This window comes from Alkalihalobacillus pseudalcaliphilus, assembly GCF_028610675.1.
Classification (GTDB): Bacteria; Bacillota; Bacilli; order Bacillales; family Bacillaceae_D; genus Alkalihalobacillus; species Alkalihalobacillus pseudalcaliphilus.
On the sequence record NZ_JAQQWS010000006.1, the window covers coordinates 115,552 to 130,076 of the forward strand.

At 36.8% G+C, this 14,525-nt stretch carries 16 protein-coding genes; 2 read left to right on the top strand and 14 right to left on the bottom strand.

The genetic code is table 11. From position 1 onward, the window contains the following. Positions 1 to 12 precede the first annotated feature (12 nt). Positions 13 to 642 (bottom strand): ribonuclease H, encoded by a 630-nt coding sequence (gene rnhA / locus PQ479_RS13835; protein ID WP_047989730.1) that lies wholly within the window; start codon positions 640 to 642, stop codon positions 13 to 15. Positions 643 to 852: 210 nt separating this feature from the next. Here rnhA and PQ479_RS13840 point away from each other — a divergent pair, with 210 nt between their 5' ends. Beyond that, the gene (locus PQ479_RS13840; protein WP_047989731.1) at positions 853 to 1,104 is read left to right on the top strand and encodes a hypothetical protein; all 252 of its coding nucleotides are present in this window, start codon (positions 853 to 855) and stop codon (positions 1,102 to 1,104) included. Here the strand turns inward: PQ479_RS13840 and PQ479_RS13845 are convergent. The 5 genes from PQ479_RS13845 to PQ479_RS13865 form a co-directional block, all read right to left on the bottom strand. Then, complete coding sequence (locus PQ479_RS13845; RefSeq protein ID WP_047989732.1) at positions 1,097 to 1,984, bottom strand: polysaccharide deacetylase family protein; 888 nt, start codon at positions 1,982 to 1,984, stop codon at positions 1,097 to 1,099. The genes PQ479_RS13840 and PQ479_RS13845 overlap by 8 nt on opposite strands. Positions 1,985 to 2,043: 59 nt before the next feature. Then, a complete protein-coding gene (locus tag PQ479_RS13850) occupies positions 2,044 to 2,385 on the bottom strand; it encodes a hypothetical protein (protein ID WP_047989733.1) in 342 nt (113 codons plus the stop codon). Between the two features lie 130 nt (positions 2,386 to 2,515). Continuing rightward, positions 2,516 to 3,871, bottom strand: coding sequence for a sodium-dependent transporter (locus PQ479_RS13855; protein WP_273717041.1), 1,356 nt, complete (start codon positions 3,869 to 3,871; stop codon positions 2,516 to 2,518). 679 nt (positions 3,872 to 4,550) lie between these two features. Next, on the bottom strand, positions 4,551 to 4,805 hold the full coding sequence (locus tag PQ479_RS13860; RefSeq protein ID WP_047989735.1) for a hypothetical protein: 255 nt from the start codon (positions 4,803 to 4,805) through the stop codon (positions 4,551 to 4,553). A gap of 139 nt (positions 4,806 to 4,944) precedes the next feature. Continuing rightward, the gene (locus PQ479_RS13865) at positions 4,945 to 5,355 is read right to left on the bottom strand and encodes a thiol-disulfide oxidoreductase DCC family protein (RefSeq protein WP_047989736.1); all 411 of its coding nucleotides are present in this window, start codon (positions 5,353 to 5,355) and stop codon (positions 4,945 to 4,947) included. A gap of 408 nt (positions 5,356 to 5,763) precedes the next feature. Here PQ479_RS13865 and mreBH point away from each other — a divergent pair, with 408 nt between their 5' ends. Further along, positions 5,764 to 6,771, top strand: coding sequence for a rod-share determining protein MreBH (gene mreBH / locus PQ479_RS13870; protein ID WP_047989737.1), 1,008 nt, complete (start codon positions 5,764 to 5,766; stop codon positions 6,769 to 6,771). A 98-nt stretch (positions 6,772 to 6,869) separates the two neighbouring features. Here the strand turns inward: mreBH and PQ479_RS13875 are convergent, their stop codons facing one another. The 8 genes from PQ479_RS13875 to PQ479_RS13910 form a co-directional block, all read right to left on the bottom strand. Further along, a complete protein-coding gene (locus PQ479_RS13875; protein ID WP_047989738.1) occupies positions 6,870 to 8,255 on the bottom strand; it encodes an L-cystine transporter in 1,386 nt (461 codons plus the stop codon). Between the two features lie 202 nt (positions 8,256 to 8,457). Further along, positions 8,458 to 9,249 carry a carbon-nitrogen family hydrolase gene (locus PQ479_RS13880; RefSeq protein ID WP_083991310.1) on the bottom strand — a complete coding sequence of 264 codons (792 nt, stop codon included), beginning with the start codon at positions 9,247 to 9,249 and terminating at the stop codon, positions 8,458 to 8,460. A gap of 85 nt (positions 9,250 to 9,334) precedes the next feature. Beyond that, positions 9,335 to 9,496 (bottom strand): hypothetical protein, encoded by a 162-nt coding sequence (locus PQ479_RS13885; RefSeq protein WP_273717042.1) that lies wholly within the window; start codon positions 9,494 to 9,496, stop codon positions 9,335 to 9,337. A gap of 16 nt (positions 9,497 to 9,512) precedes the next feature. Continuing rightward, the gene (locus tag PQ479_RS13890; protein ID WP_420535548.1) at positions 9,513 to 10,487 is read right to left on the bottom strand and encodes an SDR family oxidoreductase; all 975 of its coding nucleotides are present in this window, start codon (positions 10,485 to 10,487) and stop codon (positions 9,513 to 9,515) included. 292 nt (positions 10,488 to 10,779) lie between these two features. After that, complete coding sequence (locus tag PQ479_RS13895; protein ID WP_047989740.1) at positions 10,780 to 10,968, bottom strand: CsbD family protein; 189 nt, start codon at positions 10,966 to 10,968, stop codon at positions 10,780 to 10,782. A gap of 606 nt (positions 10,969 to 11,574) precedes the next feature. Further along, on the bottom strand, positions 11,575 to 12,144 hold the full coding sequence (locus tag PQ479_RS13900; RefSeq protein WP_047989741.1) for a hypothetical protein: 570 nt from the start codon (positions 12,142 to 12,144) through the stop codon (positions 11,575 to 11,577). A gap of 84 nt (positions 12,145 to 12,228) precedes the next feature. Beyond that, the gene (locus PQ479_RS13905; RefSeq protein ID WP_273717043.1) at positions 12,229 to 12,357 is read right to left on the bottom strand and encodes a paeninodin family lasso peptide; all 129 of its coding nucleotides are present in this window, start codon (positions 12,355 to 12,357) and stop codon (positions 12,229 to 12,231) included. Between the two features lie 376 nt (positions 12,358 to 12,733). Further along, complete coding sequence (locus PQ479_RS13910; protein ID WP_047989742.1) at positions 12,734 to 14,518, bottom strand: ABC transporter ATP-binding protein; 1,785 nt, start codon at positions 14,516 to 14,518, stop codon at positions 12,734 to 12,736. Positions 14,519 to 14,525: the final 7 nt, after the last annotated feature.

Below are 14,525 nucleotides of genomic sequence, written 5' to 3' on the forward strand. Positions count from 1 at the left end.
CATCTTCCTCCTTTATTTACGTCCATAATCAGCTTTGATTTCACCCCATGAAGCGGTTTCCCATTTTAAAATTGGATTATCATATTTATTTTCATGGAGCCACTTTTCTGCTCGCTCAATAAGTTGCCAAATATAAGCCGTTTCTTCATTTTTCACAAGTGTTGCATTGGCTTTTCTTTGTTTCACCCACTTCATACCAGTAACAGAGTCCGAATAAATAGGCTTATTGCTCCCTTGTTTTTTAAGATAAGCAAGCCCGTGAACAATGGCTAGAAATTCACCCATATTATTTGTTCCAACAGGGATATCATCCTGGGCAAATAAAACTTCACCGGTTTTTGTATCGACCCCTTTATATTCTATTTTACCAGGGTTTCCATGACTGCCTACATCAACAGATATACTATCCCAAATAATTTCTGACTCGCTAATTTTCTCCTTTTTCTTAGCGGATCCTTTATTGCTCTTTGCAAACACCTGAGTTGATTTTCCTGAAAATGCCGCATTGGCTTCCGCTTCACTCTGAAAAGATTTAAACCTAGCACCTGTGTAACCTTTTACTTGTTTTTCACATTCGGCCCATGATGTATAAATTCCTCTATTTCTACCTTCCCAAACTACATAATATTTTTTCTTTGCCAATACAAACACCTCTTCTGAATAGAAATCCTAATTAATCAAATAGTATCAATGAATACACATTTACACAATGGAAAGGGGGGGTACTGGTTATGATAAAAAGAAATAAGTGAAAATAATACCCCTTCTAACTATGAAACTCTCGAAATCACTAGCTAGTCATGTATAAAACTATAAATCATGTAAAGAATGGATAAAAAGGAGGCATGCACAATGGATGTGATCATAGAAAAAAAACGCTCAGTCAAAACGGCTGGAGATTTAATTGCTACCGTTGATGAACGTTTATTTGCTCTTTTAGAAGACAAAGGCGAGCGATATCCTTATTTATTATTAGATTTACAAACCTTTGAAATCATTCAAAACTATGACTCTCTTCCAACTCATGAAGAATTAGCTGAAGATATTGAAGGTGAACTCAGTGCCATTTATCACCATGATGATGCTACGATTCAAATTACTTAAGTGTATATTGTGATAATGTTACAAAAGAAAAACCTTGATCCTTTAAGTCCATAACCGCCCGCTCCACACCTTCTGCCGTTCCAGAGTTGGGCTGGTTCATATGTAATAAAACAATGGAACCTGACACTGAACTCAACAAAGCATCATGTACTTGCTCGGCAGAATAGGTAGCACCGGCATCTCCTAAGATATTAAAATTAACAACCTCTAAACCTAATTCCTTTACGATCTCTACAGCAATCTCATCATAAAATGCCGTTCCAGAACGGAAAAATAACGGCTCTTCATTCGTAAATGAAGTAATCGTCATTTGATTTTCAATCACTTCATGAACAATTTGCTCAGCACTTTGTGTCCCTTCAATGCCCCATGCACTTTGACCACTCACCGATAAAGGAACATGCTCACTGCCGTGATTCTGAATTTCAAATAAAGGCTCTTCCACAAGTTCACTAAAAGTCACTTCATTCTCTTCTATCCAACGTTGATTAACAAACAAAGTAGCTGGGATAGATTCTTTTCTGAGGAAGTCAATTAATTCTTCGTCATATAAACTCCCATATGGACCTCCACACGCATCAAACGTTAAAGCAATGACTTGTTCATCCGTATCTAATTGAGTTTTGACTCCTTGTACATTTTCTCCCCATTCCATAGGAGTTCTATTTTCATAATCACTTACATCAAGCTCTTTTTTCATTTTTAGTTCTGCTAATAACTCATCTAACTGCTGAGTATCATGATTGGGTTCTTCAACTTCTACAACTACTTCCTGTTCAATGTTTGGAACTAAAGAATCCGTAGAATCCTCTTCCTTACTTTGACAAGAAAAGAGCATCGAACTACATGCAATTAAAGCTACTACCACTTTTATTTTCAAAGAAACCCTCCTTTCATAGGAAATCCCCAGGTCTCTTAAGAGAGCCTAGGGACTATTATTTATTCCTGCTGCGAAGATTGCTCTTTCTCTGCCTCTTCCTCTTGTTCCTCATACCAATTATCAAGGACCTTTGCATCCATGACTTTCGATTCTACAAAGGCAATCTGTTTGTCTGTGAAAGGCTGCTGCCATTCCAACTCTAGATCCTTTACCGTGTGGACAATGGTCAACAACTCTTGCCACGCTACATAACGCTTATACCAGAAAAACTGTGGTTGCTCTGTCATATACGGATAGAGATCATCGAATTCAGTATGCTTACAATCAATCGTACGCTCAAATTGATTTTTAGCTAACGATAACTTCTGTTCAAAGTAACTTTGTAGCTTGTTGTTATCCATTATAGTCCCTCCCATCGATGCATCTTGGCATCTCGTTGTGTTTTTCTATCATACCATGTTTTCGACCAAACAACATGAGTAAAAATGTATATTTTTTGTTAAATTATACTTTTCTAATTATTTATCTATATTAAAAAAAGAAAGAAAATCCACCTAAAACATCTAAGAATATAATTAAAATCGCTAATGGAATAAGAAATTTCACTAACAAATACCAAATGGCAAAAAATCGATTACCAATATGAGCTCCTTGTTTCATCTCATTTAATAATCTTTCCTTTGGCACCTTCCATGATATAAATAAAGCAACAAGCAAAGCCCCTAACGGTAATAAAATATTACTCGTTAAATAATCTAAAAGATCAAAAAATGTTCGTCCAAATAATTGAACATCAGCTAAGATTCCATAGGACAACGCCGATGGAACACCAACAAATAAAATTATTAAGCCAATATTCCAGCTTAACTTCTGACGCTTTTTGGGTTTCCCCTTGGAAAAGGTAGCCACAATTATTTCTAATAATGAAAATGCGGATGTTAATGCGGCAAAGAAAAATAATAAAAAGAATGCAAACATAAATACCTGTCCTAAAGGCATTTGGTTAAATATCGTAGGTAATACGACAAAAATTAAGGCAGGACCTTCACTCGGCTCTAGACCAAATGTAAACACTCCTGGAAATATAATTAAACCAGCTAACAAAGCAACGAGAATATTCATGATTCCAATGACCGAAGCAGTTAAAGGTAAGTTTTGACTCTTCGATACATACGAACTATATGTCACCATCACCGAAACGCCAAGTGATAACGAAAAGAATGCTTGACCTAAAGCAAATAGCACAGTATCTGAACTAATATTCGACCACTCCGGTTTTAGAAGGAATTGAATTCCCTCACTCGCTCCTTCTAATGTCAAAGACCGGATGGCGATAATGAGTAATAAAATAAGCAAAGCTGGCATCATTATTTTACTCGCTCTTTCAATACCCGCTTGTACACCTTTAGAAATGACATAAATAGTCATAATCATAAATAAAGCTTGGGCACCAATTGCTCGCCAAGGGTTCGCGATTAGTTCACTAAATTTACTCGATAACTGTTCTACGCTCAGCTGCGACATTTGTCCGGTTATTGTTTCAAATATATATAATAAGCTCCATCCGCCAATGACACTATAAAACGATAAAATCAAGAAACAAGCGACCACACCGATCCAACCAGTAATTGGCCATAGTGTTTTTGGGGCTAGCTCTTTATAGGTTGATACGGCTTCTTTTCCTGTTGTTCTCCCTAAAACAAATTCACCAATCAGTAATGGCAATCCAATAAAAAGAGTAAATAATAGAAATAATAAAAAGAATGCTCCGCCACCGCTTGTACCTGCAATATAAGGGAATTTCCAAATCGCCCCGAGTCCAATTGCTGTGCCTGCTGTTGCAAATATAAAACCTAACTTAGATGACCATTGCTCTTGTTGACTCACTCATCTCAAACCTTTCTATAACGAAACATTTTCTTCCTTATTATTCATTTAATTGCATAAAGTATGCTTACACACACTTTAGCCCTTTAAACGAACGAATGTCCCTATATTAGCAAAGCATAAATGAACAAACAAGAGGGAAATTTAAAATTCTGATTTTCTTTAGTATGAAAGTTCAATGAGTCACGCTCATTTTTCGAGATAACTTGACCATTCGGTTTTTGTTTTTGGTCCGTCTTTGAAAATCGAAACACAGTCGCGTGAAGTAGCCAAGCGAGCTTGGCTAACGGTCCAAAAACCTTGGATTTTAGATACTAATCCTGATGATGGGTTACTACTCTCTCTTTTTTGTTGGTGGTGGCTGTTTATGCGCTTGCGCTGAATCTTTTTATGTGTTGCCCGTACGCAACACATAAAAAGTGGCGGGGCTACGGCATAATATGAGAATCCTCAAAACCGTTTATGAATGAAATGCCACCAGTTGAAGAGCAAATGCCACTTTCATCTTTGTTGGTGGCGAAGTGAATTTGGCTTTGCCATGGGCGTTGACTAAAGTTGATAGTTTGTCGCTTCGGATTTCGCTACGGGACTGGGAGCACGTACCCTCTGGAGGACTAGCTGAAGGAATCGGCCACCCCAATGGTGTAGTACAGTTATTTTCGCACGTAACTCCGAGCATCTACGTTTTCTCGAGCTTTCTACTCTTTTTTTCGCCCGTAACCCCAAGCATCATCGTTTTCTCGGGCTTTCCCCTCTTTTTTCCGATCGCAACCCCGAGCATCATCGTTTTCTCGGGGTTTCTACTCTTTTTTTCGCCCGTAACCCCAAGCATTTCCGTTTTCTCGGGCTTTCTCCTCTTTTTTCCGCCCAGAACCCCAAGCATCATCGTTTTCTCGGGCTTTCCCCTCTTTTTTTCACTCGCAACCCCGAGCATTTCCCCTTCTAACGCTTTTTTTCCTTTTCACAGCTCAATACTTCATACATTTACAAGCACATTCCCTAAAACAATCCTCGTTCACCATAAATAAAGCAGGAAGCTTCAGATATAAATCTGTCGCTCCCTGCTTTTGAATTTATAAGAACCTTTCCCGTTCCTTTTTAGTAGGTAGACGGCAACTCGATTTTTGACCAAAAAAGCGGTAACGATTTTTCGCAAACCATCGATATAAGCTATCTCTAATATTTTTAGGTAACACTTTCCATACTCTTGCCCACTGCCAATACCAACTTAACTTTGGAATAATCTTCACTATAGCATCAGAGTGTAGGAAAGCCTGATTCGCTTCGATTACGATAACGGAGTCAATATTTCGGTTCACTTTGTGTTGCTTGATAAGCTGTTGACCAATGTCAGATTGAATAGACGCAAACTTATAGAATTGATGTTTATCATGTTTGAGCATAAAGTCGACGAATTTATTGCACACATTACAGACCCCATCAAATAAAATAATGCCACACTCTCGTGTATCTCCCGTAACCATGAATCCCCCTCCACTCTAATTGAGTCATTAAATCCATTATAATTAATAAAAACTTTTTTTAAAATAAATTTAATTAAATTGGTTTTAAATTTTGAGCAGCGGGTATACCATAATTGAACGAGTGAAGATTAAATGCATCTTTATTCCTCACCCCCTTTATATTTGAACTCCACTACCTTGTAAGGTAAGTGGGGTTCCTTTTTTTGAAAGGAAATAGAACTAGTCAAAAAGACTCAGCCCTCTCTTTATTCTGGTATAATATTCCTCTATCCCTTATTTCTTAAAAAATAATCCCATATTGTTCTCATAATCTTACATAGAAGATAGCCTGTAGGACTCTATTAAGCTGACAAATTAGTTGTTAAAATGACAAATTAGAAACTACTAATAGAAAAGTTGGTGCTAATTATGTGGTCTACTGCAGAAATTGGAATAGACTTAGGTACAGCGAATTTACTTGTTTATACGAAGGACAAAGGAATTGTCATTAACGAACCTTCCGTTGTGGCATTAAATACAGAAACGAAAGAAGTTCTTGCCGTTGGTACAGAAGCTAAAAATATGGTCGGTAAAACACCAGCAAACATCATTGCCGTTCGTCCATTACGTGACGGTGTCATTGCTGATTTTGATGTTACAAGTGATATGTTAAGAGCGGTTATGAAAAAAGCTAGCAAAAAACTAGGGTTATCAATGCGTAAGCCAAATGTTGTCGTTTGTGCTCCATCTGGCTCAACATCTGTAGAGCGTCGAGCAATTTTAGATGCGGTTAGAAGTTGTGGTGCAAAAAATGTGCATATCATTGAGGAACCTGTAGCAGCAGCGATTGGTTCAGACTTACCAGTAAGTGAACCGATAGCCAATGTTGTGGTAGATATTGGTGGAGGTACAACAGAAGTGGCAATTATCTCATTTGGAGGAGTTGTTTCCTGTAATTCAGTAAGAATAGGTGGAGATAAACTCGATGATGCGATTATTCAATATGTACGTAAACAATACAATGTGTTAATTGGAGAACGCACTGCCGAGCAAATAAAAATGGAGATTGGTTATACACCAATCGAGCACGAGGAATTAACAATGGAAGTTCGTGGTCGTGATTTAGTTAATGGCTTACCGAAAACACTTGAATTAGCTTCAACTGAGATTCAAGCTGCCTTACACGAAAATATGATTCACTTGCTTGAAGCTATTCGTGCAACGTTGGAAAACTGCCCTCCTGAATTAAGTGGAGACATTGTTGACCGTGGTGTTATGGTAACTGGTGGTGGTGCATTATTAAATGGGATGCAGGATTGGTTATCAAACGAAATTTCTGTTCCTGTTCACTTAGCACCTAATCCTTTAGAATCTGTTGCCATTGGAACAGGTCGCTCACTGAAATTTATTGATAAACTTCAAAAAGCAACGGTTTAAAACCGATTGTATTATGATTATAAAGTATAGGGGCGCTAAAGATTCAATTCTTTAGCGCCCTATTTCATAGATAGATTTATTCATTTAGCCATCAAGTTTTAAATCTCATTTGTTTCGAGCTGTTGAGTAGGATCATTATAAATCGTCTCATCTAATTCTTTCGTCCATTTCCCTGTCAATGTACCTGCTGTCATACTCCCGCTCACATTCACTGCTGTACGCCCCATATCTATAAGGGGTTCAACAGATATTAACAATCCTGCTAAAGCAATTGGCATATCGAGGGCTGATAAAACTAAAAGTGCCGCAAACGTCGCTCCTCCACCTACACCAGCTACGCCAAAAGAACTAATAGCCACAACTAAAATTAACATAAGAATAAAACCAGGATCTAAAGGATTAATTCCAATTGTGGGAGCAATCATAACCGCTAACATTGCTGGATAAATACCTGCACAACCATTTTGTCCGATTGATAAACCAAAAGAACCAGCAAAATTCGCCGTCCCCTCGGGAACACCTAATTTTCTTTGCGTCTCAATATTTAAGGGTAATGCTCCAGCACTAGTACGAGAAGTAAAAGCAAACGCTAATACTGGAAATGCTTTTTTTACATAAGTGATAGGATTCAAGCCTGAAAAGAGTAATAATAATAAATGAATAATAAACATAACAGCTAAAGCTACATATGAAGCGACGACAAATTTCCCTAGACTTGCAATCGCAGTCAAATCACTTGTTGCAACTGTCCGAGTCATAATCGCTAAAACGCCATATGGGGTTAAACGTAATATGAATGTAACGACTCGCATGATAATTGCGTGAATAGAACCTATTAGATTTGCAAAGGTTTCCGCTTTCTCGGGCTCTTTCCGCCGAACCCCTAAGTAAGCAATACCTAAAAACACAGTAAATATAACGACCGCAATAGTCGATGTTGAGCGCGCACCAGTAAAATCTAAGAAAGGATTAGCAGGCAACAATTGAATGATTTGTTGAGGGAAGCTTAAACCTTCTACGTTATTTGTATAATTTTCTTCTAATGAAATACCTCGTGCTTGCTCCGCTTCTCCTTGTTCAATTTCAATCGCTTCTAAGTTAAAACCCACAGACGTAGCAATACCTACAGCCGCTGCAATTGCAGTCGTCCCAACCAAAACAGCTAGTATGAGAACACTAATTTTGCCTACATTTTTAGTCAATGTCATTTTCGTAAAAGCTGCTAAGATGGATACAAAGATAAGAGGCATAACAATCATTTGTAAAAAGCGAATGTAACCTGTTCCAACAATGTTAAACCAATTCGATGTCTCAGCTATAATTTCTGAAGATGCTCCATAAACCCATTGTAAACCTAGACCAAACAGTATACCTACTCCTAAAGCTGTAAATACTCTTTTTGAAAAAGAAATATGATTGCGCTGCATCCAATATAAACCCAAAATAAGGACAAGCATTATACATACATTTAAGATAATAAACATGCCTTTCTCACCTCTCCAGCTAATCAATTATTCCACTTATACAAGTATTCAAATTTGATAAGTCGGAATAATACAATATATGTGAGTGTTTGAAATTGATGTCTTTTATTTATATCTTTTATGTACTCAGAAATTAAAAATGACCTTTTTATTTGAAATAAAACCTGCCAAGGCATCCATCGATCGCTTTGACAGGTAATCTTTAATATAAATGTGGCACTCTACTTTCGAATACAGGTACATCATTTCTTATCTTTACTACTTTCTCTAAATCGATTTGAGAAGACAGAGTCTGCTCTTTATTTGCTGTACCTTCAACTAAAATATTCCCCCAAGGGTCAATCACTTTTGATCGTCCCGCAAAAATCGTCCCTTGATCTTCACCGATACCATTACACGAGACCACATAATGTTGATTTTCAATCGCACGACTTTGCTGTAAAATATTCCAATGCTTAAACCTTACTTCTGGCCATTGGGCAACAATAAAAAGGACTTGTACCCCTTGTAACGCTAGTGATCTTGATAACTCTGGAAAACGTAAGTCATAACAAATGATTAGACCCATTTTATTACCATCTAACGTAAAAACCTGTCCTTTCTTTTGTCCCGCACTTAAGTAAGCTGGCTCATTTAACATCGGCACTAAATGGACTTTATCATATTGATAAACGAGTTCACCTTCACGATTAAAAACGAGAGAGCGATTATAAATATCGGACCCTTCCTTAACCGCAATCGAGCCGCCAATGATATGAACACCATATGATTTTGCAAGTCTACTTAAAAATTGATACGTAACCCCATTAGGTGTATCAGCGATTTCTTTAAGTGCTTCTAACCGATAACCTGTTGTCCACATTTCAGGCAAGACAAGGATATCAGGTTTTTCATTCTTATTTAACTCATCAACAACCCATTTCTCAACACGTTCGCGGTTAGCCTGAGGATTTGCCGGAATAACTTCCATTTGAATGCAAGATATACGTAACACTAACTCACCCCTCAAAAAAAATCAGTTTATCTATTATAGCTAGATTAACTGATTTTTCGGAATAGATAAAGGATCTTTCTTTGTTTTAAATAAGTGGAAAATTACTTTGATAGGATGGATTACGATAAAAAGGAGGTCTTGGTCCAATTTTTTGCATCTTCCATGAATGATTTAAATACGTCATCGTCACAAGACCTGGTTGATTACTTAATAGTAAAGTCAACTCAGGGTTAAATTGAAACTTCATTCCATCTTCTCCTCCATTAAGAATTGGTTGATTCTCCGCCATCTACATGTAGTACTTGTGCCGTAACAAACCTTGAATCATCAGAAGCTAAATAAACGTACGTCGGAGCAAGCTCAAATGGTTGAGCCACACGTTTCATCGGATTTTGCGAGCCAAAAATCGCCACCTGATCAGCCGTAAAACTTGCTGGAATAAGTGGTGTCCATATTCGACCAGGTGCAACGGCATTGACACGAATGCCCTTATCCACGACATTTTTAGCTAAAGCTCGTGTAAATCCAACAATTGCTCCCTTTGTAGCCGTATAATCAATCATTTGTTCTTCACCATTATATGTGACGACAGATGTGGTGCCAATTATGGAACTCCCTGCTTTCATATATGGTAAAGCTGCTCTTGTCGTATAAAAATGTGAGTAAATATTTACTTTAAATGTATCATCAAATTGTTCGTCAGTAATATCAGTCAATTCCTTTTGCTGAAATTGAATACCTACATTGTTCACTAAAATATCAATTTTGCCCCAACGCTTAACCGTTTGCGTAACAATATCTATACTTTGTTTTTTTTCCCTTACATCTCCAGGTAATAAAAGACACTCTCTTCCCAATTCTTCTACTCGCCTTTTCGTTCGATGTGCATCCTCATGCTCATTAAGATAAGAAATAGCAATATCTGCTCCTTCTTTTGCAAAAGCAATAGCAACCGCCGCGCCTATCCCACTGTCACCTCCCGTTATAAGTGCCACTTTATTACTCAGCTTTTCACTACCTTTATAATGAGGGTTTTCAAGAATAGGCAATGGTACCATTAAGGCATCTACACCTGGTTGATTTAGCTGTCTTTGTTCAGGAACTGTAACTGGAATTTCTTCATATCTTTCAATCTTGCCATAATGACGATAAAGCGGATATGGTGATGTTTGCATCGTTTCCTTAAATTTTTCCTGTAGTTCCTTTATTTGTTTGATTAATTCTTCAGGATTTATCATTAGCATCCCTCCTTCGCTACCTATTTGTATGTATAGTGTCAATAATTATGAACAACATGCCAAAAAAGCCGAGTAAGGTTGGCGTTTTATTGCTCAGCTACTAAAGTGAGCGCTCCTTATAGTCGTGCCTCTCATAAAAACCATATGAATGAATGAATCAATCCTTTATTCTTCTAGCCTCCTCTAAAAACAAAGGAGCTGTAACATTAGAATTTCTCATCCAATCTTACAGCTCCCATATCTATATCATCAATTCGTTACGTAACGAATTGTTAATCCCTTTAAATAACGTTTAATTCCAGCTATCTACATCTTTTTTGGCTTCTTCTTTTGTGATTCCGTATCTTTCTTGTACTTTACCAATTAATTTATCTTTATCACCATCCACTTGTTGTAAGTCATCGTCTGTTAATTTACCCCATTTCTTTTTAGCCTCACCTTTCATTTGGTTCCAACGACCTTTCCACTTTGTTTGTTCCATTCTAAATTCCTCCTTTTGATGTGTTTCTACTTTTTGTTTAACCTGATAAACGGCTTATGAAACCTATAGATAAGCTATTTCCACTATTTCACAAAGTTTATGAGGATTTTATTTAATGGATGAGGGTTACTTGAGGAAGTTTTGTATGAAAGTGTCCAAAAGATGATAGGCGGAGTTCTACTCGTCGCTACCGAAAATCATGCTGCGCGACAATTACGTGGTGCTGAGCTAATCGGCTTCGCCGCTGGTTCTCAGCTCTGCCACTATGTCTCACGGGTTTCCGCTTGATAGTGTACTATTATTATCCATATGCTCTTCTTCGTAGGACTCTGTGGGAATGGGGATAGATTTTTTACAGGCGGGTTTTGAAAATGGAGAAAGGTTTCAATGAACATACAATAAATATAATAATTTTACTATTATAGAAATAAACCCTATTCAGAGTTGGATACTTTTAATAGTTATGATTTGTGATAAGGTTCATACCTAAGGTTTGTTTGCCATTTCGGAAGAAGGTTCACAGGTGAACGAGCTTCTAATCAAGAGGACATTATTAAATAAGCAAATACTCTGCCTTCTTATTTAACTGCAATATTATTTATTAGATTACTTTGCTTCTCTTAATATCCTCTCAACCATTTTTTTGTTTTCCATGATCTCTCCAATTTTAAGTACCACTGGAACTAAAGTCTGCCCTGTCCCAACTAGCTCTTCACCTCTTTGTTCCACCGCTAATTTATATAGGATTTTGATCATTCGGTAAAATTTCTTTTCCATTAACCCAATATAATATATTGGTTCATAGTGTAATGCGTGATCATAAAATACCTCCATAAAACGCTTAAAATGTCCTTGTCTCTGATAGGATTCATGAAGACATAATTTATCGATTTCCCAAGTTTTTTTTTGGTTTGCCTTAATATCTGGGTAATGTGAAAATTTGGAGCGCCCTTCTCCTTCTACCGTACTATTTTTATGTAAAGGATCGAATGGAATAAATTCAACCGTTCCAATCGCTTTCTTTGGAAGAAATGGATAACGATTAGATATGAGCAAATTATAACGAACGGCATCATTTCGATATGAATCATTTTCCCATCCATTTTTTTCACAGGCATGTTCCCAAATGGATGCGAATTTCTTTTGTTGCTTTGAATGCTGTACGATTTCAAACACGGAGCAATTCTCCTTTCTCATTCTACCATTAGACTAGAGGACCCTCATCTAACAGATAAGAGTCCTACAGAAGTAATCATTTCCCTAGCTATCTAATGGATCCGTCGGGTCTGTCGGATCCGTTGGATCTGTAGGCTTTGTTGGCGGGTTCTTTTTCATCGTCAAGCTTACATCTAATACTTCTAATGATAGTGACTTCCAATTTTTTTTCATACTCTCACCACCTTTCCTTAATAAAATTGGGCAGTTCTCCCTTTGTTCGTTATAAAGATAAAAAGTTTATACGAGTTCTTTATAACGAATATAATCTAATCCTTACTATTAGTCAATTAATATATTACTGTCACTCGTTTTTTTCTATTTAGATTAATTCGGGCAGATTTAAAAAACGGAAATTGAAGAATGGAATATAGCGACTACTACCAAGACCTGCACTTACATATTGTTGAATCCCTTCATATTCCCATAGTCCTTTCACTCTATCTTTTGGTGGAAAAGGGCCATTATTGCTCTACCATGGCTCTGGAACAAATCATGCATGCTCCTTATTTTCAATCCCTTTTGTTACGCCCCCATCTTCATTTTGTATTTATAATGTCGCCTTTAATTGGTTTTGTAGAAGTAGTTGAAAGGTGCTCTTTTTCTCTTGAGAAAGAGTACCGAAACGACCATTTTGTACAACCTGTCCTTCATCCAATACAATAACCTGATCAGCATTTCGAATCGTTGATAATCGATGAGCAATGACGATAATCGTCATTCTTCCTTTTAAACGTTCAATAGCCGCTTGTATATTAGCTTCATTTTCTGTATCTAATGAACTTGTTGCTTCATCTAAAATTAAAATGGAAGGTTTTTTTAATATGGCTCGTGCAAGTACTATACGTTGACGTTCTCCTCCTGAAAGTTTAATTCCTCGATCTCCAATAATCGTATCTAAACCATCAGGTAATTTCCGAACAAAATCCTCAGCTGATGAAAAATGTAGGGCCTCCCACATCTCCTCTTCATTGGCATCGGTTAGCACTAATTGCAAATTATCTTTTATGCTAGCATTAAATAAAAAAGGTTCTTGAGGAACATAACTAATCGCTTTTCTCATCGAATAGAGCATTTCATCCGTACGAATTATGCCATCAATGATGACTGAGCCTTTTTGTGGTTTATGGAGTCCGATTACAATATCAATGAGCGTACTTTTTCCAGCTCCCGATCGACCAACAACTGCGGTCATCTGATTCGCTTTAATTTTTACGTTTATATTTTTTAGTGCATACTGCTTTTCATCATAGCCGAAATAAACCTCTCTACACTCGATGCCATCATTTAATTCTAGTGGCGTTGTTGCAGCTAATTCGGAAAACTCTTTATCACGCTTACACTCAGATTGCATGTTATTAACTGCTTTAAATGCAGGTAATGTCGTTAAAATTTGCTCAACGGAACTTTGAATATTCATGACGCTTGGCCAAAGCCTCGAAAAAATAACGATTATTAGCATTAATTGAGCTAATTGAGCTTGAAATAAGGAGATAGCCAAATAGATAAAAACAGCCGTAAACAGGGCAGATGCTACTTTATAATAAAACTGTGAAGTCGATTTAATAACGGTATAATCAACTTGCTCCTTTTCAATATCTTTTGTAATTTTTTTGTACCAACTGAGCCTTGATGATTCTAATGTATTGCTTTTTATATCTTTAATCCCATTAATTTGATCGGTTATTCCTGCTAAATACTCTTTCCCTAAAACATAATTACGTTTTCCTAGCTCGAGAGAACGTCTTAGAAATTTTCGATTTAAAAAAAGTAATAGAAGTCCACTTAATAAAACAAAAACAGTAATACTTGGTGAGAGCCAAAAAGCGAGACCTATTTGTATAAAAGTAAATATAAAGGATGCCAAAAATTGTAAGAAATAATAAGTTCCCGCACTTACCTTAGATACTTCACTTGTTAATAAGTGAATGACATCTGACTTACGATTTTTCACATAGAAATTCCATTTCGTATATAATAAAACTTCATACATTTGGACGCGTAAATGGCGCAAAAAACCAAATTGTATTTTCGTATTGCGAATATGTAACTGTCGATTACATACATTTTGGCCAATTGCAATGAAGATAAACAACAGTAAAACTAGCGGCAAAGCCATTTGAGCTGGTACACTTTGAAACACATCTTGAATACCAATTAGTGGAGTTCCTTCAAGATTAAATACTATCAGACCAGTTAAGCTAATCATTGGAATAAGCAAAACGATAGCTAGCCCTTCTAATAAACTCATAAGTGCACTCGCAGTCAAATTTAGATAAAGAACCCTTCCTGAATAAGCATGAATTTTCTTTACAAAATAAATAATATCCTTCATGAGCACT

Bases quoted from the DNA above. Each gene is read 5' to 3' on its own strand.
- mreBH (WP_047989737.1), top strand. From the start codon at position 5,764: ATGTGGTCTACTGCAGAAATTGGAATAGACTTAGGTACAGCGAATTTA.
- PQ479_RS13875 (WP_047989738.1), bottom strand. From the start codon at position 8,255: ATGTTTATTATCTTAAATGTATGTATAATGCTTGTCCTTATTTTGGGT.
- PQ479_RS13890 (WP_420535548.1), bottom strand. From the start codon at position 10,487: ATGATAAATCCTGAAGAATTAATCAAACAAATAAAGGAACTACAGGAA.
- PQ479_RS13850 (WP_047989733.1), bottom strand. From the start codon at position 2,385: ATGGATAACAACAAGCTACAAAGTTACTTTGAACAGAAGTTATCGTTA.
- PQ479_RS13910 (WP_047989742.1), bottom strand. From the start codon at position 14,518: ATGAAGGATATTATTTATTTTGTAAAGAAAATTCATGCTTATTCAGGA.
- PQ479_RS13885 (WP_273717042.1), bottom strand. From the start codon at position 9,496: ATGAAGTTTCAATTTAACCCTGAGTTGACTTTACTATTAAGTAATCAA.
- PQ479_RS13860 (WP_047989735.1), bottom strand. From the start codon at position 4,805: ATGCTCGGGGTTGCGAGTGAAAAAAAGAGGGGAAAGCCCGAGAAAACG.
- PQ479_RS13840 (WP_047989731.1), top strand. From the start codon at position 853: ATGGATGTGATCATAGAAAAAAAACGCTCAGTCAAAACGGCTGGAGAT.
- PQ479_RS13895 (WP_047989740.1), bottom strand. From the start codon at position 10,968: ATGGAACAAACAAAGTGGAAAGGTCGTTGGAACCAAATGAAAGGTGAG.
- PQ479_RS13865 (WP_047989736.1), bottom strand. From the start codon at position 5,355: ATGGTTACGGGAGATACACGAGAGTGTGGCATTATTTTATTTGATGGG.
- PQ479_RS13905 (WP_273717043.1), bottom strand. From the start codon at position 12,357: ATGAAAAAAAATTGGAAGTCACTATCATTAGAAGTATTAGATGTAAGC.